This window comes from Streptomyces sp. NPDC087906 (assembly GCF_055584925.1).
Genome location: NZ_JBVJLC010000002.1, coordinates 408,557 through 433,491 on the forward strand (window position 1 = coordinate 408,557; position 24,935 = coordinate 433,491).

22 protein-coding genes are annotated in these 24,935 nt (G+C 70.0%); 12 read left to right on the forward strand and 10 right to left on the reverse strand.

All coding sequences use genetic code 11. The features are described 5' to 3' along the window. Positions 1 to 55: 55 nt before the first annotated feature. Both ACZ63I_RS07140 and ACZ63I_RS07145 read right to left on the reverse strand, forming a co-directional pair. The gene (locus ACZ63I_RS07140; RefSeq protein WP_469336200.1) at positions 56 to 676 is read right to left on the reverse strand and encodes an N-acetylmuramoyl-L-alanine amidase; all 621 of its coding nucleotides are present in this window, start codon (positions 674 to 676) and stop codon (positions 56 to 58) included. 215 nt (positions 677 to 891) lie between these two features. Then, complete coding sequence (locus ACZ63I_RS07145; protein ID WP_469336202.1) at positions 892 to 1,323, reverse strand: SRPBCC family protein; 432 nt, start codon at positions 1,321 to 1,323, stop codon at positions 892 to 894. 123 nt (positions 1,324 to 1,446) lie between these two features. On the opposite strand from ACZ63I_RS07145, the gene ACZ63I_RS07150 reads away from it, so the two are divergent. The 8 genes from ACZ63I_RS07150 to ACZ63I_RS07185 all read left to right on the forward strand — a co-directional run bounded on the left by ACZ63I_RS07150 (position 1,447) and on the right by ACZ63I_RS07185 (position 8,962). Further along, positions 1,447 to 1,872, forward strand: coding sequence for a cold-shock protein (locus tag ACZ63I_RS07150; protein WP_469336204.1), 426 nt, complete (start codon positions 1,447 to 1,449; stop codon positions 1,870 to 1,872). Positions 1,873 to 1,989: 117 nt separating this feature from the next. Then, complete coding sequence (locus tag ACZ63I_RS07155) at positions 1,990 to 2,619, forward strand: alpha-ketoglutarate-dependent dioxygenase AlkB (protein ID WP_469336205.1); 630 nt, start codon at positions 1,990 to 1,992, stop codon at positions 2,617 to 2,619. Positions 2,620 to 2,680: 61 nt separating this feature from the next. Then, positions 2,681 to 4,174 (forward strand): metallophosphoesterase family protein, encoded by a 1,494-nt coding sequence (locus ACZ63I_RS07160; RefSeq protein ID WP_469336207.1) that lies wholly within the window; start codon positions 2,681 to 2,683, stop codon positions 4,172 to 4,174. Positions 4,175 to 4,331: 157 nt separating this feature from the next. Beyond that, positions 4,332 to 5,231: an alkaline phosphatase family protein gene (locus ACZ63I_RS07165; RefSeq protein ID WP_469336209.1), complete on the forward strand. Its 900-nt coding sequence runs from the start codon at positions 4,332 to 4,334 to the stop codon at positions 5,229 to 5,231. 1 nt (position 5,232) lies between these two features. After that, the gene (locus ACZ63I_RS07170; RefSeq protein ID WP_469336211.1) at positions 5,233 to 6,504 is read left to right on the forward strand and encodes an MFS transporter; all 1,272 of its coding nucleotides are present in this window, start codon (positions 5,233 to 5,235) and stop codon (positions 6,502 to 6,504) included. 23 nt (positions 6,505 to 6,527) lie between these two features. After that, positions 6,528 to 7,550 carry a TolB family protein gene (locus ACZ63I_RS07175; RefSeq protein WP_469337022.1) on the forward strand — a complete coding sequence of 341 codons (1,023 nt, stop codon included), beginning with the start codon at positions 6,528 to 6,530 and terminating at the stop codon, positions 7,548 to 7,550. Positions 7,551 to 7,765: 215 nt separating this feature from the next. Beyond that, positions 7,766 to 8,410: a beta-glucanase gene (locus ACZ63I_RS07180; protein WP_469337024.1), complete on the forward strand. Its 645-nt coding sequence runs from the start codon at positions 7,766 to 7,768 to the stop codon at positions 8,408 to 8,410. 72 nt (positions 8,411 to 8,482) lie between these two features. Then, on the forward strand, positions 8,483 to 8,962 hold the full coding sequence (locus ACZ63I_RS07185; RefSeq protein WP_469336213.1) for a VOC family protein: 480 nt from the start codon (positions 8,483 to 8,485) through the stop codon (positions 8,960 to 8,962). On the opposite strand, the gene ACZ63I_RS07190 is transcribed toward ACZ63I_RS07185, so the two are convergent. The 4 genes from ACZ63I_RS07190 to ACZ63I_RS07205 form a co-directional block, all read right to left on the reverse strand. Continuing rightward, complete coding sequence (locus ACZ63I_RS07190) at positions 8,959 to 10,053, reverse strand: L,D-transpeptidase (RefSeq protein WP_469336214.1); 1,095 nt, start codon at positions 10,051 to 10,053, stop codon at positions 8,959 to 8,961. The genes ACZ63I_RS07185 and ACZ63I_RS07190 overlap by 4 nt on opposite strands. A 110-nt stretch (positions 10,054 to 10,163) precedes the next feature. After that, a complete protein-coding gene (locus ACZ63I_RS07195) occupies positions 10,164 to 11,582 on the reverse strand; it encodes a DUF2252 domain-containing protein (RefSeq protein ID WP_469336216.1) in 1,419 nt (472 codons plus the stop codon). A gap of 184 nt (positions 11,583 to 11,766) precedes the next feature. Then, positions 11,767 to 12,006, reverse strand: coding sequence for a hypothetical protein (locus tag ACZ63I_RS07200; RefSeq protein ID WP_469336218.1), 240 nt, complete (start codon positions 12,004 to 12,006; stop codon positions 11,767 to 11,769). A 53-nt stretch (positions 12,007 to 12,059) separates the two neighbouring features. Beyond that, entirely contained in the window at positions 12,060 to 12,863 is an 804-nt protein-coding gene (locus ACZ63I_RS07205) for an SAM-dependent methyltransferase (RefSeq protein WP_469336219.1), read from the reverse strand. 97 nt (positions 12,864 to 12,960) lie between these two features. Between ACZ63I_RS07205 and ACZ63I_RS07210 the strand changes: the two genes are divergently transcribed. Then, positions 12,961 to 14,175 carry a cysteine desulfurase-like protein gene (locus ACZ63I_RS07210; protein WP_469337025.1) on the forward strand — a complete coding sequence of 405 codons (1,215 nt, stop codon included), beginning with the start codon at positions 12,961 to 12,963 and terminating at the stop codon, positions 14,173 to 14,175. 21 nt (positions 14,176 to 14,196) lie between these two features. On the opposite strand, the gene ACZ63I_RS07215 is transcribed toward ACZ63I_RS07210, so the two are convergent. Both ACZ63I_RS07215 and ACZ63I_RS07220 read right to left on the reverse strand, forming a co-directional pair. Further along, positions 14,197 to 15,660: an ATP-binding protein gene (locus ACZ63I_RS07215; RefSeq protein ID WP_469336220.1), complete on the reverse strand. Its 1,464-nt coding sequence runs from the start codon at positions 15,658 to 15,660 to the stop codon at positions 14,197 to 14,199. After that, on the reverse strand, positions 15,657 to 17,315 hold the full coding sequence (locus ACZ63I_RS07220) for an NAD(P)/FAD-dependent oxidoreductase (RefSeq protein WP_469336221.1): 1,659 nt from the start codon (positions 17,313 to 17,315) through the stop codon (positions 15,657 to 15,659). The genes ACZ63I_RS07215 and ACZ63I_RS07220 overlap by 4 nt, the downstream gene beginning before the upstream one ends. 152 nt (positions 17,316 to 17,467) lie before the next feature. Between ACZ63I_RS07220 and ykgO the strand changes: the two genes are divergently transcribed. From ykgO to ACZ63I_RS07235, 3 genes are all read left to right on the forward strand, one after another. After that, entirely contained in the window at positions 17,468 to 17,590 is a 123-nt protein-coding gene (ykgO, locus tag ACZ63I_RS07225) for a type B 50S ribosomal protein L36 (protein ID WP_469337027.1), read from the forward strand. A gap of 67 nt (positions 17,591 to 17,657) precedes the next feature. Then, positions 17,658 to 19,493 carry a glycoside hydrolase family 15 protein gene (locus ACZ63I_RS07230; protein WP_469336223.1) on the forward strand — a complete coding sequence of 612 codons (1,836 nt, stop codon included), beginning with the start codon at positions 17,658 to 17,660 and terminating at the stop codon, positions 19,491 to 19,493. 44 nt (positions 19,494 to 19,537) lie between these two features. Further along, positions 19,538 to 20,824 (forward strand): MFS transporter, encoded by a 1,287-nt coding sequence (locus tag ACZ63I_RS07235; RefSeq protein ID WP_469336225.1) that lies wholly within the window; start codon positions 19,538 to 19,540, stop codon positions 20,822 to 20,824. A 28-nt stretch (positions 20,825 to 20,852) separates the two neighbouring features. Here the strand turns inward: ACZ63I_RS07235 and ACZ63I_RS07240 are convergent, their stop codons facing one another. Both ACZ63I_RS07240 and ACZ63I_RS07245 read right to left on the reverse strand, forming a co-directional pair. After that, a complete protein-coding gene (locus tag ACZ63I_RS07240) occupies positions 20,853 to 23,576 on the reverse strand; it encodes a glycosyl hydrolase family 95 catalytic domain-containing protein (RefSeq protein ID WP_469336226.1) in 2,724 nt (907 codons plus the stop codon). A 251-nt stretch (positions 23,577 to 23,827) separates the two neighbouring features. Further along, positions 23,828 to 24,922 (reverse strand): DUF475 domain-containing protein, encoded by a 1,095-nt coding sequence (locus ACZ63I_RS07245; protein ID WP_469336228.1) that lies wholly within the window; start codon positions 24,920 to 24,922, stop codon positions 23,828 to 23,830. Positions 24,923 to 24,935: the final 13 nt, after the last annotated feature.

The following is a 24,935-nucleotide window of genomic DNA, read 5'->3' on the forward strand; positions in this document are numbered from 1 at the left end:
GCGGGCTGCCCTGACCTTGCGGGCCGGACGGTGCCGTCCGGCCCGTGCGGAGGCGTCAGGGGGCCGCCTTGACCAGCTTCATGTAGCGGGTCCAGTCCCACAGGGCGCCGGGGTCGGTGTGGTCGGCGCCGGGGACCTCCACATGGCCGATGATGTGGGCGCGGTCCCTGGGGACGGCGAACCGGTCGCAGACGGCGGCGGTCAGCAGCGCCGACTGCTGGTACATCTTGTCGGTGAACCAGGAGGCGTCGTCGATCCAGCCCTCGTGCTCGATGCCGATGCTGCGGGTGTTGTAGTCCCAGTTCCCCGCGTGCCAGGCGACGTCGCGCTCCCGTACGCACTGGGCGATGTAGCCGTCGGCCGACCGCACGACGTAGTGTGCGGCGGCCGCGTGCGCGGGGTCCTGGAAGAGTCTGACGGTGTCGGCGAAGGTCTCCTGGGTCACATGCACCACGACCATCTCGATCGGGTACTCGGTGGGGCGCTGCGCCGCCGTGTAGTTCGACGTGCTGGCCGGGGTCCAGTGGGTGGCGGGGTAACCGGCCGCCGAGCGCGGGGAGTTGCGGGGCACGGCGGCAGCGGTGGCGGCGAGCGGGGTGAGGGCGGCGGACGCGGCGAGCGCGGCAGCTCCGGTGAACAGGCGCCGGCGGGCTGGGTGGTGGCGTGCGGGCTCCATGGTGACTCCTGACAGGGACGGCGTGGGGTCGCGTACATGTCACATTCATGCTGTGCGCTCATGATGCTCAACACCACATGCCCTGCCAAGGGAACGGCCCATCTGCCAATGGGCCGACCAAAGACAGAACGCCCCTGGTCAGAGGGGAAATCCACCTGACTGGCCGTCACTCGGACGCATCAACGGCTCTGACCTGAGGAAACGTCAGGCCGCCTTCACGGAGCGACCGGGTGCTCGCTGCGCTCCTTGAAACCGGCCGCTTCCTGTCGGATGTAACGCTCCGTCAAACCGCCCGCCAGGGCGCCGGCCACCGGGCCGAGCAGACCGCGCTGCTCGATCGTCAGGGTGAGCACCGCGCCGCCGGACTCCTCTGTCACCTCATGGGTGCCCCGGGTGCGGACGGCGGCGCCGCCGGACTCCCAGGCGAAGAAGCGGCCGGGCCGCACGTCCGTCACGGTCCAGACCGCCTTGCGCAGCCTCGGCTGGTCGAGCAGGAACTTGTTTCCCGGGATGATGCCCCAATCCCCCACGGCGACAAGGGAATTGATCGACGGCGTGAGCGCGGGCCAGCTCGCGACATCACTCACCACCGCCCAGACACGCGAGGCCGGCGCTTCGATCCTCAGCGAGTACGTCCGAAGTGTCATGGGGCGATCTCCTTGGCTGCTGGTGGGGGGCCGGTGCACACGGTGTGTCCAGTATCGGGCGTGTGCCATGCTCTGTACCTGGTTTCGTCCGGGCAAGGGGCCCGGTGTTGACGGGGGTATGGCATGGTCACTGGTCGCGTGGTGCGCTTCGACGGGGCGCGGGGTTACGGGTTCATCGCACCGGATCGCGGCGCGGATCACGGTGGGGAGGATGTCTTCCTGCACGTCAACGACCTCCTGATCCCCGAGTCCGCCGTGCGCTCGGGTCTGGTGGTGGAGTTCGAGATCGAGGAGGGCGACCGGGGGCTGAAGGCTTCCTCGGTGCGGCTGCCCGAAGGGGCGGAGCTGCCGCCGGCCCCGTCGGCGTTCGGCGCCAGGCAGCCGGCCGGCGACGACTCGATGTGCGACCTGCTCAGCGCGGAGGAGTTCCTGCACGAGGTGACCGAGACGCTGCTGGCGTCGGAGCCGTCCCTCACCGGTGACCAGATCCTGCGGATCCGCCGCGGCCTGCTCCAGTTCGGCAAGGGCCACGGCTGGACCGAGGGCTGAGCCCTTCCGAAGGTGTCGCGTGCGGCGGTCGGGTCCTCCGGGGCCCGGCCGCCGCCGTGCGTCCTGGCACACCACCGTATAGCTCACTTGTTCGAGTGTGTGGTTATGCTGGGTGATATGTCGACTCATCTACAGGGGTCTCTCTTCGACCAGGGCGACGCGGTACGCGTCGGCCCGCTGCACGACGTCCGGCGTACGGCGCTGGGCGACGGGGCCTGGATCGATCTGCTGCCCGGCTGGCTCAGCGGCGCCGCGGCGCTCTTCGACGAGCTGGTGGCGGACGTGCCCTGGCAGGCCCAGCGCCGGCAGATGTACGACCGCGAGGTGGCCGTACCCCGACTGCTCTGCTTCTACCGGGACGGCGCCCCGCTGCCGCATCCCGCGCTGGAGACCGCACGCGACGCGCTGTCCGCGCACTACGCCGCCGAGCTGGGCGAGCCGTTCGCCACCGCCGGGCTCTGCTACTACCGGGACGGCAGGGACAGCGTGGCCTGGCACGGCGACCGGACGGGGCGCGGTGCCCGGCAGGACACCATGGTGGCGATCCTCTCCGTCGGCGAGCCGCGCGACCTCGCCCTGCGCCCGGCGGGCGGCGGGGCGCCCGGCCGGCGGGTGCCGCTCGGCCACGGCGACCTGATCGTGATGGGCGGCTCGTGCCAGCGGACCTGGGAGCACGCGATCCCGAAGACCACGCGCGACGTGGGCCCCCGCATCAGCGTCCAGTTCCGGCCGCCCGGGGTGCGTTGAGGCCGATGCGTCCGGCGGACCCACGCGCCGTGCCCCACCTGCGAGTTGCTACGGTGCGGCGATGCCTTCCTCCTCACGCGACTCGGCGGCCGGCGCCGGCTGGCACGGCCAGCGGCCCGGCAGCTACGAGAGTCTGCTGCCGCCCACCGCGAAGAAGCTCTCCTGGTTCGACCCGGGCACGCTGTGGAAGGCCCGCAACGGACCGCTCGCCTCCCTGTTCGGGGATCCGACGGGCGAGGACAGGCGCCGCTGGGTCAAGGCCCAGCTCGACCGAGGCGTCTCCCCCGACCTGCTGATCGAACGGGACGACCCCGACACCTTCTCCTTCATGCTCTTCGGTGACACCGGCGAGGGCGACGCTCCCCAGTACGCCGTGGTGCCGGGCTTCCTCAAGGCGAGCGAGGGGACGCGCTTCACCGTCCTGTCCAGCGATGTGCTCTACCCGGTCGGCAGCGCCAACGAGTACGGCACCAAGTTCTTCCAGCCGTACCAGCGTTACCAGGCGCCGATCTACGCCGTACCCGGCAACCACGACTGGTACGACGGCAACACCGGCTTCATGCGCGTCTTCTGCGACGCCCCTGCCCTGCCGCCCGCCGCACCGCCGGCGAAGCTGTCGCGCGCGTGGTGGCGCGGACTGCTGTGGAGGCGGCCCGACGTACCCGCCGAGAAGCGGCTCGCCGAGGCGCGGGCGCTGCGCTCCGCGCCGGCCCAGCAGGCCGAACAGCCGGGCCCCTACTGGGCGATCGACGCGGGACCGCTGCGGATCATCGGGATCGACACCGGGCTGCTCGGCACGATCGACGAGGAGCAGGGGCAGTGGCTGCGCCGGGTCTCGCAGGGGCCGAGGCCGAAGATCCTGGTCACCGGATCGCCGATCTACGTCGACAACAAGTACGAGCCGTGCGCCATCGAGGGCGGCGGAACGGTGGACGAGATCGTCCGCGATCCGGACTGCCACTACGTGGCGGCGATCGGCGGCGACATCCACAACTACCAGCACTACCCGGTCGATGTGCACGGGCGCACCGTGCAGTACCTGGTGTCCGGCGGCGGCGGTGCCTTCATGCACGCCACGCACACCATCGCCCGCATCACCACCGGCGGGGTCACCGAGGACGAGTTCCGCTGCTACCCGCTGCGCGGTGACTCCCTGGCGTTCTACAGCGGGGTGTACGGCCGCCGGTTCCATCTGCGGCGGTTCTTCGAGCTGACCTCCGAGCAGGCCACCGCGGTGATCTCGAAGCGGCTCGGCATCCGGCCCACGCGCGGCACGGAGGCCCGGGTGACCCTGCGCGTGCGGCTGGTCGCGGCGCTGCTGGGCGTGGCGAAGCAGCGCAGGCGCAGGTCGTGGTTCCGGCTGCCGGTGCGCAAGATCTACGCGCAGCTCTTCTCACCGGGTTCGGTGACCTTCACGCCGCCGTTCTTCAAGAGCTTCCTGCGTCTCGACGTCACGCCGCAGACGCTGCGGATCCGCTGCTTCGCCGCCACCGGCAATCTCGAACAGGAGCTGGACCCGCCGGTCGAGGACGAAATCGTCATTCCGCTCGGCTGACCCGGGCAGCCCCAACGTCGCCGCGAATCACGGGCGTTGGGGCCGCCGGCGCCCACCGGACGTTCTCCGGTACTTCATCTGGACGGCGCTTCGGGCGCCGTCCCGCTTCCCTACACTCGCGGTGCACCTCCCCGTCCCCCCGAACCGGAGGTAACCCGTGTCCGGCTTGTCCGCACGATGGCCGTCGCCCCGCCGCTCCCGTACCGTCATCGCCTCGCTCGCCTGCTTCGCCGCCGCCTGCGCCGGACTCTGGGCCTCTCTCGGCGGCGCTTCGAGCGCCCAGGCCGCCGGCAGTGTGCCGACCCCCGACCATGTGGTCGTGGTGGTCATGGAGAACCACGCCTACAGCCAGATCATCGGCAGTTCGAGCGCGCCGTACATCAACTCGCTGAAGTCGGGCGGCGCCAACCTCACCGCCTCGTACGCCATCACGCACCCCAGCCAGCCCAACTACTTCGCGCTGTTCTCCGGTTCGACGCAGGGCATCACGGACGACGGCTGCTACACGCCCGGTTTCTCGTCGGCGGCGAACCTCGCTTCCGAGCTGACGGCGGCGGGCAAGACCTGGGGAAGCTACAACGAGACGCTGCCCAGCGCCGGTTCGACCACCTGCAACAGCGGCAAGTACGCCCGCAAGCACAACCCCTGGTTCGGCTTCAAGAACGTCCCGACGTCGACGGCGCGCACCTTCGCGCAGTTCCCGACGGACTTCGGCCAGTTGCCGCAGGTCTCGTTCGTGACACCGAACCTCTGCAGCGACATGCACGACTGCTCGGTCGCCACCGGCGACACCTGGCTGAAGAACAACCTCGGTGCCTACGCCACGTGGGCGAAGACGCACAACAGCCTGCTCGTCGTCACCTTCGACGAGGACAACTCGCTCTCCGGCAACAAGATCACCACAGTGTTCTACGGGCAGCCGGTCAAGGCCGGTTCGTCGTCCTCGACCAAGTACACCCACTACAACGTGCTGCGCACCGTCGAGGACATGTACGGCACGGCGCACGCGGGTCAGGCCGCCAACGCCACGGACATCACGGGCATCTGGGCCTCCTGACGTGTACGTAGCGGACAGTCGCGGCGCCCCCGCGGCGGCGCCCGCCCGGGGAGGTTCCGGGCGGCGCGCCGCTGTCGCGCCCACGGTGCTGGCCCTGGGCTCCGTCAGCCTCATCACGGACGTCTCCTCCGAGATGGTCACCGCCGTGCTGCCGCTCTACCTGGTGACCGGGCTCGGCCTCTCGCCGCTCGGCTTCGGGCTGCTGGACGGCGTGTACAACGGGTTCAGCGCGCTGGTGCGGCTCGTCGGCGGCCATCTCGCCGACCGCGGCGGCCGCCACAAGTCCGTCGCCGTCCTCGGCTACGGCCTCTCGGCGATCTGCAAACCCCTGCTCCTGCTGGCGGGTTCACTCCCGCTGATCGGCGCGGTACTGGCCGCCGACCGGACCGGCAAGGGGCTGCGTACGGCGCCGCGCGACGCCATGATCTCGCTCGCCTCGGCGCCCGAGTCACGCGGCAGGGCGTTCGGGGTGCACCGGGCCATGGACACAGCGGGCGCGCTGCTCGGACCGCTGGTGGCGTTCGTGATCCTGCGGGCCACGGTGGACGGGTACGACGCGGTGTTCACGGTCAGCTTCTGCGTGGCGGCGGTCGGCGTGGTCGTCCTGGTGCTGTTCGTGCCCGGCAGCCGCGCGGGGACAAGCACCGCGGCAAGCACCGCGGCAAGCACCGATGGTGTCTCGCTGCGGGCGGCCGTCGGGCTGCTGCGCCGCCGGGACGTGCGGCGTTTGTCGGTGTGCGCGCTGCTGCTGGGCCTCGCGACCGTCAGCGACTCGTTCGTCTATCTGCTGCTCCAGCACCGGCTCGGCGTGCCCGACCGGTTGTTCGCGCTGCTCCCGCTCGGCACGGCGGCGGCGTTCCTGCTGCTGGCCGTACCGCTCGGCCGGCTCGCCGACCTGGTGGGGCGCTGGCGGGTGTTCCTCGGCGGCCATCTCGCGCTGCTCGCCGCCTACGGGCTGATCCTGTCGTCCTGGCACGGCGCCGCCCTGCCCTACGCCGTGCTCGCCCTGCACGGCTGCTTCTACGCGGCGACCGACGGGGTACTGATGGCAGCGGCGGCCGGCTGTGTGCCCGCCGAGCTGCGGTCCAGCGGTCTCGCGCTGGTGCAGACGGGCCAGGCCGCCGCGCGGTTCGCCTGCTCGATCGCGTTCGGCGCCGCGTGGAGCGTCTGGGGCGACAGGAGCGCGCTCGGCGCCGCGGCCGCCGCCCTGGCGGTGTGCGCGGTGTTCTCGTACCGGCTGCGGCCGGAAGGCGCATCAGGAGTCGCCGCGTGACGTCCATCGAGGGGGTGGCGTCCATGGCGCTCCGTACCAAGCTGCTCGTGCTGCTCACGGCGGTCGTGGTGCTGGCGGCGGTGGCCTGCGCCGCCCTGCTGCGCGCCGGTGACCGCGCGGCGGACCGGGACCGCCCCCAGGCGGGCGGCCCGCCGGTCGTCGCCGGGCAGGTGTCGCTCGCCCGCACGGCGGCGCCGCTGATCGTCTTCAGGAACATGGCGTACGGCCCGCACCGCGACGAGCTGAGCACCGTACCCGCCGGTGATCCGGCCGGCCGGCGCACCGCTTCGGGAGTGAAGTGCCTGCGCTTCCACGCCGCCGCCGGTACCGGTATCTGCCTCCGGGCGGAGCACGGCGCGCTGACGGACAGCTACCGGGCCGTGGTCCTCGACAGCAGGCTCAAAGAGGTCGCCCACTACGCGCTGCCCGGGATCCCCACCCGGGCCCGGGTCTCCCCGAGCGGCCGGCTGGCCGCCTGGACCGTCTTCGTCGGCGGCGACTCCTACGCGGGCACCGACTTCTCCACCCGCACCGCGATCCTCGACACCCGCACCGGGCGGCTCGATCCGTCCCTGGAGGCGTACCGGGTCACCAGGGACGGCCGTACCCTGCACGCCGCCGACCTCAATTTCTGGGGCGTCACCTTCGCCGACGACCGGACCTTCTACGCGACGATGGCGACCGGCGGAAAGACGTATCTGGTGCGCGGCGATACGACGACGCGCTCGCTCAGCACGCTCCACACGAACGTGGAATGCCCGTCGCTGTCGCCGGACGGCACCCGGATCGCGTACAAGAAACGGGTCGCGGGGCTGCCCGCCGACTCGCCCTGGCGGCTGTACGTGCTGGATCTGCGGACGATGCGCGAGACCGCGCTGGCCGAGCCGCGCAGCGTCGACGACCAGGCGGTGTGGCAGGACGGCCGGACGGTCGTCTACTCGATGCCGAGCGACTACGGCTCCGACCTGTACGCGCTGCCTGCCGACGGCACGGGCGCCCCCCACCTGCTGATGCGGGCGGCGCTCGCCCCCGCCTATCAGCGCTGACGTGCTCCCCTGCTCCCGTGCGACTGATCGACACGGCGCGTTAACACTCTCTTACCGAGGGCGACGACTACCATGTCCCTTTCGCGGTTCCCGGCGAAAGGCGTGCGGTGAGCGATCACGGATCCGGACTCAGGGAATGGCTCGCCCAGAAACTCAGGCCGAGGCTCGCCGTACCGGCGCCCGCCGCGCCGCCCCGGCGGTACGGGCCGCCCGTCCTGACCGCCGACTTCGCCAGCGCCGACCAGTGGGTGGCGGGCCGCTCCTGGGCCTATCCGGACGGCGGGCCGACCAACCCGGGCGACAACAAGCTGGACCATCTCGTGGCCGATCCGCAGTTCAGCAGGGGCGGCACCTTCCGCGCCTGCCGCCGCGCCGACGGCGACTGGGACACCGGGCTGCTGACCACCGAGGGCAGCGCGGACGGCTTCATGCTCCGCGCCGGCGACATCCTCGACACCCGGGTGCGGCTGCCCGTGGAGACCGGCGCGTGGCCCGCCGTCTGGACCTGGTTCGAGGGCGGCAACGAGGTCGACGTCTTCGAGTACCACCCGGACAACCCCCATCTGCTGGAGCTGACCAACCATGTCAGGGGCGGCCACCGCGGCTACACCCACGCGTCCGTCGCGCCGGGCGCCTGGGTGGATCTGAAGGTGGAGTTCGGGGCCAGGTCCGTCGTCTGGTGGGTCAACGGGGTACGGGCCTTCGCCGACGGCCGGGGCGTGGGCCGGCAGTGGCGGGCGTATCTCATCGTGAACCTGTCCGTCTGCGCCGGGATGTACCACCCGGCGCCCGCGCCCGACCTGACGGCGATGTCCTTCACCGTCGAGCATCTTCATGTCCACAGGGGCGATGACTTCTGACCGCCGGAGCGGTCAACAGTGGCAGACGGACGACGCGCCCCTGACGGACGCGCCCTGACGAAGGAGAGCGCCATGCCCCGGATTACGCCCAACCTGTGGTTCGACACCCAGGGCCTACAGGCGGCCGAGTTCTACATCTCCGTGTTCCCGAACTCGAAGATCACCAACATCACGCACTACGGCGAGGCTGGCCCCGGCCCGGCCGGCTCGGTGCTGACCGTCGATTTCGTGCTGGACGGCCAGCCGTACACGGCGATCAACGGCGGCCCGCACTTCACCTTCGACGAGGCGATCTCGCTGCTGATCAACTGCGCCGACCAGGACGAGGTCGACTACTACTGGGACAAGCTCACGGACGGCGGCGAAGAGGTCCAGTGCGGCTGGCTCAAGGACAAGTACGGGCTGTCCTGGCAGGTCGTCCCGGTCGGCATGGCGGAGGTGCTGGGCGACCCGGACCCCGCGCGGTCCGAGCGCGCCGTCAAAGCCATGTTCGGCATGAAGAAGATCGACCTGGCGGCGCTGCGGGCGGCGGCCGACGACGCGAACGGCTAGAAGATCGTGGCGGTCGTCTGCGCGCCGTCGGCGCTGCCGGCCAGCCACTTCGACCACGACAGGTTGAAGGCCGCGTACCCGTTGTCGGCGGCGGCCTTGCCGCGCGGTGAGCCGGTGATGGTGACCGGGTCACCCTGCTTGACGTAGTTGTAGAACCACTTCGCGTCGGCCATCGACAGGTGGACGCAGCCGTGCGAGCCGACGCTGTGCCCCGGGTACGGGTCGCCGGTGGAGTAGTGGATGTAGGTGCCCGACGTGGTGAGGTGGACGTCCCAGGGCAGCTTCAGGTCGTAGAAGTCCTTGTCCTTCTTGTCGCAACTGATCCCGACGCTGCACGAGGTCATATGGACGGTGCGCTCCTTGTCGATCACCGCCATGGTGCCGTTCCAGGACGGCCAGTCCTTGCTGCCCGCGTCGATCGGGAGCGTACGGACGGGGGCGCCGTTCTTGGTGATCTTCAGGGTGTGTCCTGGCACGGAGACGGCGGCCTCGACGTCGTCCCCGATGGTGAACGAGTGCTCGTAGTCATGGGTCCCGAGGCGGCCGTTCCCGTTGCTCACGCCGGTCAGCTCGGCGTCGACCCTGACCTGCGTACCGGACTTCCAGTAGCTCTGCGGCCGCCAGTCCACGCGGGTGCCGCTGAACCAGTGCCAGGCGCCGGTGGTGGGCTCCGAGGCGGACACCTTGAGATGCTGCTCGACGTCCGCGCGCGCCGAGGCCGCCACCGGGTTGCTGAAGACCACCGAGATCGGCATGGCCACGCCGACCGTGGCGTCGTTCTTCGGGGTGATCGTGTTCAGCAGCATCGGCTGCGCGGGCTTGGGGTCGGGCTTCGGCTGCGCGGGCGTCGATGACGAGGCGAGCGCGGACGCGGAGAGAGAAGCGGAGGGGGAGGCGGCGGCCGGCGCGGAGGCGGAGGCGGATGCCGATGCCGATGCCGATGCCACAGGCTGCTGGTGCGCGCTCACGGTCGGTGAGACCGGTGGCTTCGCGTCGGCGGCGGCCGAGACGCTGCCGCCGCAGGCACTGGCGCCCGCGATCACCGCGCCCGTCGCCAGTGCGATGCCTATGCTGCTCCTGCTTCGGCCCATGCGCATGCGCATATTCCACTCGCCACTTCTTCAGAGGTCCGATATCCCTGGAGATACGGATTTCCGTGCCCATGGTTACACGAATGGTGTATATCAGTCACCAAAGATGGTCAGGTCGTGACCGCAATCACGCGCCCGGTACCGATCGCCTCGGTCAGCGCGCGGTGGTCGCGTTCGTTCTGGTCGGCGTAGCTCTCGGCGAACCGCGCCAGCGCCCGGTCGAAGGCGTCCCCTGCGCCCAGATAGGCGGCGACGGCGATCCGGTCCCCCGACCTGGCGTGCGCGCGGGCCAGGGTGGCGCCGCAGAGTTCGCCGAAGACCCGCATCCCGCGCGGCACCATGATCTGGGGTACGGCGACACCCTTCCAGTCGTTGAACTGCCGGATGTAGAAGTCCCGTTGCCTGCCGTCGAGGCCCTTGGCCCGGTCCCAGCCGAGGAAGATGTCACCGACGGACTGCATGAGCCGCTGGCCGGCGACGACCCGGCGGCCCTGGTTGTCGTAGGCGCTTGTGCCGACCTGCTCGGCGAGCACCGAGGTGTCGGCCTCCTTGGCCTGGAGGATCAGCGGGTCCTGGTCGTCCTTGCCGAGGAGCAGCACGATCCAGCAGCGGGTGCCGACGCTGCCCACACCGACCACCTTGCGGGCGATGTCGACGACCCGGTACTGCCGGAGCAGATGCTGCCGGTCCATGGACAGACTGCCCGCGTAGCGGTCGACGAGTTCGCGCAGGCCCGCCTCCAGCCGGTCGCGCTCGGCGCCGGGCAGCATGTCGTCGAGCGGCACGATCAGCGGCGGGTCGGCGAGGAAGCGGCGTTCGCCGTGCAGCAGGCGGGTGAGCTTTTCGAACGCCCGCAGATTGTCCCTGGTCCTGGCCTTGCCCACCGCCTTGGTGACCCGGCCGCGGCCCCGCTTGTCGAGCCGCCCGGCCGCCGTGGCGCGCAGTTCCTCCACGTCGGCGCGCTCGTACCAGACGGCGAGGTTGCCGAGCCCGGCGAAGTACCGCATGCGCTCGCGGTACGCGCCGACGGCGGCCCGGACGATTCCGGCGCGCTCCTTCGCCGAGTAGCCGTTCTCCCGGCCCGCGATGACGAGGCTGGCGGCCAGCCGTTTGACGTCCCACTCCCAGGGGCCCGGCAGCGTCTCGTCGAAGTCGTTGATGTCGAACATCAGCCGCCGCTCGGGCGAGGCGAGCAGCCGGAAGTTCATCAGATGGGCGTCACCGCAGAGCTGGGCGGTGAGACCGGTGTGCGGCGCCGCGCCCAGGTCGGCCGCCATGATCGCGGCGGCGCCCCGGTAGAAGCGGAACGGCGACTCCGCCATCCGCCCATAGCGGATGGGGACGAGATCCGGTACGCGGGTCGCCGACTGGCCCTCGATCACGTCGATCGGGTCGGGGCGGTCGGTAGCGGCGGTGAATTCGCCGTGCGCCGATCTCGGCAGCGTCCGGCGGGCCGCCTTGCCCGCTGCCGCGCGCTCGGCCGGGGTGAGATACGTTCCGCCGGCGGCCGGGCTGGTGGAGGTCTGCATGGCGGCCCTTCCCGTCGTCCCGACGAGCTGGACGCTCTCGCCCCAGGGGCTGGCCTGGCCCGTTCCATTCTCCGCCGCCCGCCGTGCGACGCATCTCGGCAGCCCCCGGCCGCCCCGGTAGCCGTGGACAGACGGGTGGCCGGGCACCAGGGGTGCCCGGCCACCGGGTCGCTGACGGAGCCGCTCAGTGCAGCAGGTCGTTGCCGGACTTCACCACCTGGGTGCCGCCCTTGACCACACCCTGCACCGCGGCCGCCTTCTCACCCAGGGCGCCGTCGGCCACGGGCTCGACCTGTCCGCCGGCTGCCGCCGCCGTCTGTGCGGCACCGCTGAGGGTGCCGCCGAAGTCGAGGGCCTGGGCCGAGGGGGAAAGGGCGGCGAGGAAGGCGGAACCTGCCGCCGCGGCAGTGAGGATTCGACGCATGTTCATGATCCGTACAACGCACGGGCCGGGCGGAGGTCACGGTTCCGTCCGGGTCAGGGCTTGAGTCCCACACCCGCGACGGACTCCACCCGGCCGAAGTCGCCGGTGTCGTCCGGGTCCGGCCGCCACTCCGACGTCATGACGATGCCGGGCTCGACCAGTTCGAGTCCCGTGAAGAACTCGGTGATCTGCGCCGGCGGCCTGAGATGGTACGAACTGGCCGAGTTGGCGTTGTAGACGGCGATGGCCTGGTTCGCCGTCTCGTTGCCGTCGGTGCCGTCGCTGAGCGCCAGATAGCTGCCCGAGGGCAGCGCCGCGAGCATCTCCTCCACCACGTCCTGCGGCTTCTCCGCGTCGGAGAGCTGACCCAGCATGCCGAGCATCGTCAGCCCCACCGGACGGCTGAAGTCCAGCGTCTTGGCCGCCTCCGCCAGGATCTTGCCGGCGTCCCGCAGATCGGCGTCGATGTACGCGCACGCGCCCTCGGAGGTGCTGGTGAGCAGCGCCCTGGCGTGGGTGAGGACCAGCGGGTCGTTGTCGACGTAGACGATCCGGGACTCGGGCGCCAGCCGCTGGGCCACCTCGTGGGTGTTGTTGGCGGTGGGCAGGCCGGTGCCGATGTCCAGGAACTGCCGGATCCCCGCCTCGCCCGCCAGGAAGCGGACCGAGCGGGCGAGGAAGGCCCGCTGCGCGCGGGCGATACGGGCGATGTCGGGGAACGTCTTGAGGATGACGTCGCCGGTCTCGGCGTCGACGGGGTAGTGGTCCTTGCCGCCCAGAAGGTAGTTCCATACGCGCGCCGAGTGCGGACGGTCCGTCTTCAGTCTGAGGGCGAGGGGGTCTTGAGGAGTGCTCATGGCCAAAGCTTCACATATCGAGTGGATGTGTAACCAGCGATTGCGCAAGGCCTGTTCGATTAGGCTCACCAGCCCCGACATGACCCAGGAGTTCTCCATGACGTACGACGTCGAGGCGGTCCGCGCGCAGTTCCCCGCCCTGCGGGCCGGGTGCGCGCATTTCGACGGACCCGGCGGTACGCAGACGCCTCGGCCCGTCATCGACGCGATCGGCGCGGCGCTCGCGGCGCCGCTGTCGAACGGCGGGGGCGGCAGGACCGCCGGGGAGCGGAACGCGGGCGAGCTTGTCACGGCCGCGCGCCGGGCGATGGCGGATCTGCTCGGCACCGAGCCTTCGGAGATCGTCTTCGGCCGCAGCGCGACGCAGCTCACGTACGACCTGTCCCGGACGCTGTCCGCTTCGTGGGCGCCGGGTGACGAGGTGGTGGTGACCACGCTGGACCATGACGCCAATGTGCGCCCGTGGATCCAGGCGGCGGAGGCCGCCGGGGCGACCGTGCGGTGGGCGGACTTCGACCCGGCGTCGGGCGAGCTGACCGCCGACGACGTACGCGCCGTCCTCTCGGAGCGCACCCGGCTGGTCGCCGTCACGGCCGCTTCGAACCTCATCGGCACCCGCCCGCCGGTGCGGGAGATCGCGCGGCTCGTCCATGAGGCGGGTGCGCTGCTCCATGTCGACGCGGTGCACGCGGCGGCGCACACGTATGTGGACAGGGACGCGCTCGGCGCGGACTTCCTGGTCTGCTCCCCGTACAAGTTCTGCGGGCCCCATCTGGGGGTGCTCGCCGGCCGGGCCGCGCTGCTGGAGGGGCTGCGGCCCGGCAAGCTGGTGCCGTCCGCCGACACCGTGCCCGAGCGCTTCGAACTGGGCACCCTGCCGTACGAATTCCTCGCCGGGGTGCGCGCGGCGGTGGACTTCTTCGCCGCGCTCGCCGGTCCCTCGGACGGCTCGCGGCGGGCGCGGCTGGCCGGGTCGTTCGCCGCGCTGGAGGCGCACGAGGACGTCCTGCGGAGCCGGATCGAGGAGGCGCTGAGCGAACTGCCGGCCGTCACGCTGTACTCGCGGGCCCGGCACCGCACCCCGACGCTGCTGCTGACCTTCGACGGCCGCGACGCGCGGGACGCGTACCGCTTCCTGGCCGACCGGGGGGTCGTCGCGCCCACCGGGTCGTTCTACGCGGTGGAGGCGTCGCGCAGGCTCGGCCTCGGCGACACCGGCGGGCTGCGGGTGGGGCTCGCCCCGTACACGAACGACGACGACGTCGAGCGGCTGATCGGCGGCCTCGGCGACTTCCTGCGCAGGGCCGCGTAGCGCCCCGCGCGCGCCGCGCCGTCAGTCCCCAGGGCCCTCCGGAGCGACCGGCGGCTCCTCCGGCGGTTCCTGGGTGATCGGCAGGCACACCTCGAACCGGGTGCTGCCCGGCTCCGAGTAGACCCGGATGTCGCCGCCGTGCTTGTTGACGACGATGCGGTGCGAGATGTCGAGGCCGAGGCCGGTGCCCTCACCGACGGGTTTCGTGGTGAAGAAGGGCTCGAAGATCCGCGGCCTGACCTCGGGCGGGATGCCGGAGCCCGTGTCGATCACATCGACGAGCACCCGGTCCGGTTCGTGCCTGGTGCGCAGGGTGAGCGTGCCCGTGCCGTCCATCGCGTCCAGGGCGTTGTGGATCAAGTTGGTCCACACCTGGTTGAGTTCGGCGCCGAACGCCCGGATGCCCGGCAGGTCGGGATCGTAGTCCTTGACCACCTTGACACCCTGGGGGATCTTCGCCTGGAGCATGGTGAGCGTGGCGTTGAGCAGGGCGTGCACGTCGACGGTCTGCTGCGCGGCGCGGTCGAGCTGCGAGTACTGCTTGGCGGCCCCGACCAGACCGGAGATCCGGGTCACCGCGTCGTCGATCTCGCCCATCAGCAGTTCGGTGTCGATGGTGTACGCGATCCAGCGCACGGCGGAGTCCAGGTAGGCCGCGCCGACCGTGTCCTCGACGGTGGCCAGCCAGGGGACGCTGATGCCGCCTGCCGCCATGGCGGGCGCGAGGTCCCAGGCGCCCGATACGCCGTGCTCTTCGAGCCAGTCGGCCAGTTCGTCCTCGGCGTCGGCAGCGCCGAGCGCGGTCTGCGGCGGGGCGGCCGCCGCCTGCTTCACCGCCGCGTCCTGCAGTTCCACCAGGCCGTGCAGCCGGGTGCCGTCGACCCGGCCGTCGGCGATGAGGGCGAGCTTGTGCCGCATGCCGGCCACCCGGTCGCGCAGCGCCGCCGTGGCCCTGACGGCGGAGGCGGCGGGGTTGTTCAGCTCGTGGGTGAGGCCGGCCGACAGTGAGCCGAGGGCGATCAGCCGCTCCCGCTCCCCGACGATGGTGTTGGCGGCGCGGGTGCCGAAGAACAGCCCCTCCAGCAGATGCAGCGCCATCGGGAACCACTCGCGGACGGCCGTGGCGAACTCGTCGGCGGGCAGCACGAAGAACGTCGCGTCGCTGACGGCCCGCAGCGTGTTGGCGTACAACTGCTCGACGCGGTCGCCGAGATACGCCTGCATGGCGCCGCTGTAGACACCGCGCTGGTCGGTCCTGCTGACCTCGATGTCGTCGCCGTGCAGCCGCCTGTTGAGCGACACGGCGCCGCTCAGCAGGACGAAGAAGCAGGTCGCCGGCTCGCCCTCCTCGTAGACGACGCTGCCGCCTGCCCGCTCCTCGACGCTCCCCCGCTCGGACAGCCACACCAACTGGTCGTCGTCCAGGGCCTCGAACAGGAACAGGGTGCGCAGCTCTTCCGGACTCAGCCGGACGGTGTCGGTCACTGTGCCTCCAGATAGCGGTGGACCAGCGAGATGGCCATCGCGCCTTCGCCCACGGCGGACGCGACGCGTTTGAGCGAGGTGGCGCGGACATCGCCCGCCGCGAAGACACCGGGCACGCTGCACTCCAAGTGGTACGGGTCGCGCGGCAGTTGCCAGGACGCGGGCCGACGGCCCGCCGCGACCAGGTCGGGTCCTGTGAGGACGAACCCGCGTTCGTCGCGCTCGACCACGCCGTCCAGCCACTCGGTGCGGGGCTCGGCGCCGATGAAGACGAACAGCCAGGACGTCTCGACGGTTTCCGTGTCGCCGGTCCTGGTGTCCCTGAGCGTCAACTGCTGGAGGTGGTCGCCGCCCTTGCCCTCGACGACCTCGGTCCAGGGGTGCACGACGACGTTGTCGATGTCGCGGAGCTGGTCGATGAGGTAGCTGGACATCGACCGTGCGAGATCCTCGCCGCGGACGAGCAGATGCACCCGGCGCGCGTAGCGGGAGAAGTAGACGGCGGCCTGGCCTGCCGAGTTGGCGCCGCCCACCAGGTACACGTCCTCGCCGGAGCAGGTGTGCGCCTCCGTGACGGTGGACCCGTAGAAGACCCCGGCGCCGGTGAACTCCTCAAGGCCCGGCGCGGTCAGCCGGCGGTAGGAGACTCCGGTGGACAGGACGACGGTGTGCGCGGTGATCGAGGTCCCGTCGCCGAACCGCAGCACCCGGCCCGAGCCGGGCGCCTCCATGGAGATGACCTCGCGGGTGGAGAGGATCTCGGCGCCGAACTTCGTCGCCTGCCTGCGGGCCCGCTCGGTGAGCTGGGCGCCCGAGACCCCGTCCGGAAATCCCAGGTAGTTCTCGATGCGCGAACTCTGGCCCGCCTGGCCGCCGGTGGCCTGGCGCTCCACCAGGACCGTACGCAGCCCCTCGGAAGCGCCGTACACGGCGGCGCCGAGTCCCGCGGGCCCGGCGCCGACCACGACGAGGTCGTAGAAGTCGGCGGTGGGTGTGGTGGTGAGGCCGACATGGGCGGCGAGCTGGGCGTCGGTCGGCGCCATCAGGGACGCGCCGTCGGCCGTGATCACCAGGGGGACGTCGCCCTCGGCGGCGCCCGCCGCGTCGAGCAGCCGCCTGCCCTCGGGCTCGTCGGCCTGGAGCCAGCGGTACGGCACGAGATTGCGGGCGAGGAAGTCGCGTACCGCGAAGGAGGGGGCCGACCAGCGGTGGCCCACGACCCGGGTCTCGGTGGCCGAGGGGTCGGGGGTGGCGAGCCAGAGGTCGAGCAGCCCGTCGATGACCGGGTAGAGGTTCTCCTCCGGCGGGTTCCACGGCTTGAGCAGGTAGTGGTCGAGATCGACCACGTTGATGGCGTCGATGGCCGCGCCGGTGTCCGCGTACGCGGTGAGCAGCACCCGCCGGGCGAGCGGGAAGAGGTCCATCGCCGCTTCCAGGAACTCGATGCCGTTCATCTTCGGCATCCGGTAGTCGGCGAGGATGATCGCGAGCTGGTCCCCGCGCAGCTTGATCTCGCGCAGCGCCTCCAGCGCGTCCTCTCCCGAGGCCGCGCGCACGACGCGGTAGCGCTCGCCGTAGCGCCGCCGGATGTCGCGTGCGACGGCTCGGGAGACCGCCGGATCGTCGTCGACGGTCAAGATCGTCGGGTTGACCATGCCACCACCCCTGAACTGGTCGTCTCCTCGATGCGCCCGGGGCTATCAGCCTACGCCGGGAGGCCGCGGGACGGGCCGCGAACGGGGCGGGGCCGGGGAATGGCGGAGCCCGGCGCACTGTTGTCATGAACATCCAAGGAAGGGAGCGGGCCATGAAGGTGCGCAAGTCGTTGCGGTCCTTGAAGTCCAAGCCCGGGGCGCAGGTCGTCCGCAGGCGGGGCCGCGTCTTCGTGATCAACAAGAAGGACCCCCGGTTCAAGGCCCGCCAGGGCTGAGTGCGCGATCCGCGGGAAGGTCGGCGACCGGTGTGCGGGGCGGCGGTCCGCGGGTGAGACTCGGTGGATGAAGGCCGAGGACTATCTGCCGATCGCCGAGCACGGCCTGATCGGTGACCTGCGGACCGCGGCGCTGGTCGGTACGGACGGCCGGGTGGACTGGTTCTGCGCCCCCCGGTTCGACTCCCCCAGCGTCTTCGCCTCGCTGCTGGACGCCGGCAAGGGCGGCTACTGGGAGATCGCCCCGTCCTGCCGGATCGCCAAGCGGCACCAGTTCTACTTCCCCGACACCAACATCCTGGTGACCCGGATGCTCACCGAGGACGGCATCGTCGAGATCCAGGACTTCATGCCGGTCCTGCGGGCCCGGGACAGCGAGCACCGCCAGCGGCTGGTGCGGCGCGTGGTCAACGTACGGGGCCGGATGCGGATGTCGGTGCGGGTGGCACCGCGCATGAACTACGGCCGCGACCGGCACACCCTTGCCCGGGTGCCGGACGGGGTGGTGTTCACCGGCGAGACGCTGTCCCTGTCGGTGCGCTCGACGGTGCGGCTGGACATCGAGGGGGACGACGCGTACGGCGCGTTCGAGCTGGCCGAGCGCGAGAGCGCCCTGTTCGTGCTGGAGGCGGCGGCCGACGGCGCCGAGTTCCCCGATGAGCCGGTGGGCCCCGAGGCGGCGGAGGTGCTGTTCGACGCGACGGTGGCGTTCTGGCGCCGCTGGCTCTCCCAGTCCGGCTACACGGGCCGCTGGCGCGAGATGGTCCACCGCTCGGCGCTCACCCTCAAACTGCTCACCCACGAACCGACCGGCGCCGTCATCGCCGCGCCGACGCTGGGCCTGCCCGAGCGGATCGGCGGGGGCCGCAACTGGGACTACCGGTACGTGTGGATCAGGGACGCGGCGTTCTCCCTCTACGCGCTGCTGCGGCTCGGCTTCACCGACGAGGCCGAGGCCTTCATCGGCTGGCTGACCGAGCGGCTGCGCACGGCGACCGACCAGGGCGCCGGGCCGCTGCGGGTCATGTACTCCATCGACGGCGACGCGTACCTCCCCGAGGAGGTGCTCGGCCATCTGGAGGGGTACCGGGGCTCGTACCCGGTCCGCACGGGCAACGACGCGAGCTGCCAGCTCCAGTTGGACATCTACGGCGAGCTGATCGACTCGGTCTATCTGTTCAACAAGCACGGCGGCGGCATCTCGCACGAGGGCTGGACGGATCTGTGCGAGATCCTCGACTGGCTGATGGACAACTGGGACACCCCCGACGAGTCCATCTGGGAGACCCGGGCCGGCCGGCAGCACCACACCTACTCGCGGCTGATGTGCTGGGTGGCCGTCGAGCGCATGATCAGGATGGCCAGGCAGCGCGGCCTGCCCGGGGATCTGGGCCGCTGGACCCAGGTGCGCGACCGGATCTACCACGCGATCATGGCGCGCGGCTGGGACCCGGTGGCGGGCACGTTCGTCCAGCGGCTGAGCGCCGAGCCCGACGGCGAGGTGGAGATGATCCTGGACGCCTCGGCGCTGCTCATGCCGATGGTCAAGTTCATCTCCCCCGCCGACCAGCGGTTCCACTCGACCGTCGCGGCGATCCGGGGCAGGCTCGTGGCGGACAGCCTGGTCTTCCGGTACGACCCGGAACAGGCGCCGGACGGTCTCGACGGCACCGAGGGCACGTTCTCCATCTGCTCGTTCTGGTGGGTGGAGGCGCTGGCCCGCTCGGGTGACGTGGAGGAGGCGCGGGTCGCGCTGGAGAAGATGTTCACCTACGCCAATCACGTCGGGCTCTACGCCGAGCAGATCGGTCTGACGGGCGAGCATCTGGGCAACTTCCCGCAGGCGTTCACGCATCTGGCGCTGATCAGTTCGGCGATCAACCTCGACCGCGCGATGGGCTGACGCGGGTCTGGCGACAGAAATAGATGCGTGGTACACCTTATTTTGTGACCGACAGTGAAAACGCCTCAGCGCCCCTCCACGAGGCGGCGCACGGCGGCGCTCCCGGCGCCCCGAGCCCGTTCCGCCAGCCGAAGGCCGTCTGGGCGGTCGCCTTCGCCTGTGTGATCTCCTTCATGGGGATCGGACTCGTCGACCCGATCCTGCCCGCCCTCGCCGACGGGCTGAAGGCCAGCCCCAGCCAGGTGACCCTGCTGTTCACCAGCTATCTGGTGGTCACCGCCGTCGCCATGCTGTTCACCGGCTTCGTCTCCAGCCGGATCGGCGCCAAGCGCACGCTGGTCGCCGGGCTGATCCTGATCGTCGCCTTCAGCGCGCTGGCCGGCGCCTCCGGCAGCATCGCCGGCATCGTCGGCTTCCGGGCCGGCTGGGGGCTGGGCAACGCGCTGTTCATCGCGACCTCGCTGGCGGTCATCGTCGGCTCGGCGAGCGGCGGCTTCGCGGGCGCCATCATCCTGTACGAGACGGCGCTCGGCATCGGCATCGCCATCGGCCCGCTGCTCGGCGGGGAACTCGGCGGCATCAGTTGGCGCGGCCCGTTCTTCGGCGTCGCCGTCCTGATGGCGCTCGCCCTGGTCGCCACGCTCACCCTCGTACAGCCGACGCCGCCGCCCGCGCACCGGACGTCGGTCCTCGACCCGCTGCGGGCGCTGCGCCACCGCGGCCTGCTGACCATGGGGCTGACCGCGCTGCTCTACAACTGGGGCTTCTTCACCGTGCTCGGCTACGCGCCGTTCCCCATGCACCTCGGGACCCATCAGCTCGGCTACGTGTTCACGGGGTGGGGCGTGCTGGTGGCGCTGTTCGCCGTCTTCGGCGCGCCCAGGCTCCAGGCCCGGCTGGGCATCGCCAGGGCGCTCTACCTCAATCTGGCGCTGTTCGCGGTCGACATCGCGGTCATCGCCGCCTTCACGGATTCGCGGACCACGCTGATCGTCGCCGTGATCGTCTCCGGCGCCTTCATCGGCATCAACAACACCATCACCACCCAGGCCGTGATGACGGTCGCGCCGGTGGAGCGTCCCGTCGCCTCGGCGGCGTACGGCTTCGTCCGCTTCATCGGCGGCGGTCTCGCGCCGTACGCGGCGGGCAAGCTGGCCGAGCACTACACCGTGCATGTGCCGTTCTGGCTGGGCGCGGGGGCCGTGCTCGTGGCGATCGGTGTGCTGGCGACGGGCCACTCGCTGCTGGCCGACGCCGAGCGCACCCAGCAGGCGGAGGTCCGGCCCCCGGCGGAACACACCGGGGACCGGACCGTGGCGCAGGGCGGCTGAGCCTCGCGCGCTCCTCAGGGCCGAGCGGTCAGGGAGTGATACGGAAGGCGTCGATCATGCCGACCGATGTGCTCTTGTTGACCACCTTGATCGTGTGCGAGCCGCCGGCCAGTCCTGACTTCTGCCAGACGACCTGCTGCGCCTGTCTCGCTCCCGAGACGTACAGATCGACCGTGCCCTGCAGCGCGTTGTCGAGATAGACGTCGACCTTGCCCATGTCACCGTTGCGCTCGGACAGGTACTGGATGCCCGTGCCGGTGAAGGTGTACTGGGCCGTCGCGCCCACGACCGTGCTGTGGTGGGTGTCGTCGTTGTAGTCGCCGTAGCCGCGGGCGCTGGTGCCGTACCAGTTGCTGTCGTACGTCACCGCCGAGTCGTTGACCATCGGGTTGGCCGTCTTGCCGATGCCCAGCGTCGAGTTGGTGCCGGCCAGGGTCTTGGCGTCCTGGTTGGCGGTGCCGGTCAGCGTGGTCGCCGAGTAGCCGCTGAGCGGCTTGGCCGTGCGCTCCACGACGTACACGGTGTTCGCCGCCGTGGTGAGCTTGAACTCGGGGTCGCTCGTGGTCAGTACGGTCGAGTTGTCCGACGCCTTGCGGACCCGGACCTGCTGGTTGCCCCACGGGTTCACGACCGTGGTGCTGTTGCCGTACTGGCTCTTGAGCCCGACGTACTTGACCTCGCCCGCCTCGCGCTCGGACGACACGGTGAAGCCGCCGCTCGCCTGGAGGGTGAACTTGCCGACGAAGCTCGAATCGGACGGCACGGCGGGGAAGACCCTGATCTTGCCGTTGTACGACTGGAGCAGCGACTCGTTCATCGCCGACAGATGCACACCGAAGTACTCGAACACACCGTTGGTGTTGTCGGTCAGACCGTTGGGATACGTCTGGTACTTCTTCAGCATCGTCTTCATGCCGTCGAAGGTCTGGTTCCCGAGCCCCAGCCGGGCCGCCTGCACCGCGTCGTTGGCCCACACGTTGCCGTACGGGAACGGCCGCGCGTTCCAGGTGTTGACGGCCTTCTGCTGGTCCGGGTAGCCGATGCCGGTGATGTTGTACGGCCAGATCAGCTCGGACGCGACGTTCTCGTTGTTGCGGGTCTGGGCGATCGGCGGGGTGTGCGGCAGATAGGTGTTCGCGTCCGACGGGTAGGCGATCAGGTTGTCCAGGACCTTCTGCCACTGCGGGACGAGCGACGCGTCCTGGCCGAGGTCCTTCGCCGTCTGGATGGCGATCGGGAACAGGCTGCGCACGGCGGCCAGGTCGGTGATCGCGTTGGGCACGTTCCAGTACGTCTCGTGCGAGTTGGACGACGCCACGTAGTACTTGCCCGCGCTGTCGACCGAGAGCATCTGCGTGTAGAACTTCGCGACCTCGCGCATGAACGGATAGGCCGTGTTGCGCAGGTAGTTGCTGTCGTTGGTGTACTTGTACTGCTGGTACATGTTGAACGCGGCCTCGTAGCCGGTCGACCAGATGTTCTTGGTGTAGTCGCTGTTCACCGTGCCGCGGGCGTTGCCGTCCCAGCCCATGGTCTCCGGCACCCAGATGCCGTCGACGTTGTACCGGGTCTTCGTGTACGCCTTGAGCGTGTTGAAGTTCCGGCTGTACAGGTTGTTGAAGGTGTTCATCACGTCGGCGTGGTTGGACGCAAGGAACGAGTTGTAGACGTCCCGTTGGTTCCAGTACCAGTACGCGTTGCTCCACTTGGTGGTGTCGCCGGTGGCTCTGAAGTCACCGTTGATGAAGTGGAACGGGTAGTTGCCGAACCCGCCCGCGGCGATCATGTACGTGCCGAGGTAGTAGGCGTTCTCCATGTAGTCGGCGTCGCCGGCCGCGTTGGAGTACTGCACGAACGACTTCTGCCAGAACGAGTGCCACCAGTTCTGATAGCTCGTCAGGGTCGAGGCGTATCCGGTGCTCTTCACCGAACTCAGCGCGCTCTTGGCCGCGTTGACCGAATTGTGGTCCGACGCGTTCAGCCGGGTGCTGGTGGTGAACCAGATGGTGTAGCTGCTCGACGGGGTGATCGTCAGCCGTACGGTCTTGGAGTCGACGACCTTCGTGGTGAAGGGCGCGCCTTCGACGGTGGCGGCGAGCGTGTAGCCGAAGTTGTTCGGGTCGGCCTGTCCCCTGCTGATGCCGGCGCCGGTCGAGTCGGCGTAGGTGGACACGTTCTTCCAGGTGTCCAGGTTGGGCACGTCACCGCTGTTGCTGAGCTGGCTCAGGTCCCACAGGCTCAGGTCGAGCGAGACGCTGGAGACGCCGCCGCGGGTGTCGTCGACATGGACGCCCATCACCTCGGAGTTGGGCTTGCCCATGACCGTGACGGTGCGGTTGCTGTCGTACTTGGTGGTGAGGGTGCCGTTGTACAGCGACAGGCGCTGCTGGAACGTGCTGTAGCCGGTGTCCATCGCGGGCGTGGTGTTGAGCTTGACGAGCCCGGCGCCGAACGCCGTCTGCTCCGACGTGTCCACGCCGGACACCTGCATCTTCAGACCGTTGTCGTTCCAAGCCATCGCACCGGTCTTGCCGTTGCCCACCGTCAGACCGTAGTCGGGGTCGGTGTTGGGCCGGTTGTAGACGATGTCGTGCTTGGAGAGGTACTTCGCGTAGTCGACGTTGAGCCCGCCCGTCGCCGAGTTGAACGCGGCGTCGGTGGAGGAGGCGGACGCCGCCGGTATGCCGGCGAGGCCGCCGACCATACAGGCGGCGGCTATGGCGAGGGCGAAGAGTCGAGTGGGTCTTTTCATCGTATGTGTGTCACTCCCACGAGCGGCGATGGGCGGGGGGCGGCTGATCCGAAAGCGCGGGTGAGATGCGGAACCTGCCGGAGCGGGTCACCGGTCCCGACCGGTAACCCGCGCGAAACAGCGATGTGACAGGTACACAGCACGCAGTGAACATCGGAGGTCTGGTGCCGTCAAGAGGAAACGCACCAGTAATTACCACGCCGCCGCCCGCATTGATCGGATCTTCAGCTCGTGATCTTCGTCTGTGATCTTCAGACGGACCGCAGTTTGTTCCGCCGGACCGACGAGAGGAACGACCATCCGATCAGCACGACCCCGACGAGTCCGGTGATCAGCTCGCTGATCTCGTACTGGATGGTGACGAGGAGAATCACGGCGAGGGCGCCGATCGCGTAGTGCGCGCCGTGCTCCAGGTAGACGTAGTCGTCCAGGGTCCCCTGCCGCACCAGGTAGACCGTCAGCGACCTGACGTACAGGGCGCCGATACCGAGGCCGAGGGCCATCAGCACGATGTCGTTGGTGATGGCGAAAGCGCCGATGACTCCGTCGAAGCTGAACGACGCGTCCAGCACCTCCAGGTAGAGGAACATGAAGAACGCGGCCTTGCCGGTGAGGCCCGCCCCCGAGCCCGCCCCCTGCTCGGCGCCCGCCGTCTCGCGCTCCGCCTCCGCGCGTTCCTCGTCCTCCTCCAGCCGGTTCTCGAAGAAGGTGGAGAGACCGCCGACGACCAGATAGGCGATCAGTCCCGCCACCCCCGCCGTCAGGACCGTGCCGGACTTGTCGGCGTGGTGGCCGCCGTGCTGATGGGCGTGGGTGGCCACGGTCAGCGCCGCGATCAGCAGGACGATCAGCGCGACGCAGACCGAGAGCATCTCGACCCTGCCGAGCCTGGCCAGCGGGCGCTCCAGCCACGCCTGCCACTTGATGTCCCGCTCCTCGAAGATGAAGCTGAGGAAGATCATCAACAGGAACATCCCGCCGAAGGCGGCGATCGACGGATGCGCGTCGGTCACCAGTTGCTCGTAGCGGTCCTTGTCGTTGAACGCGAGCCGTACCGCGTCGACCGGATTGATCCTGGCCGTGATGGTGACGATCACGATGGGGAAGGCCAGCCGCATGCCGAAGACGGCGATCAGCACGCCGACGGTGAGGAAGATGCGCTGCCAGAAGGCATTCATCTTCTTCAGGATTCCGGCGTTGATCACCGCGTTGTCGAAGGACAGCGACACTTCGAGGACGGCCAGGATCGCCACGACCCCGAGCCCCGCCCAGCCGTCGTAGAGGACCCCGGCCGCCAGGCCGAGCAGGCTGATGAGGAAGGCCCATCGGAACGTCTTCAGAACCACTGACTGCCCTATC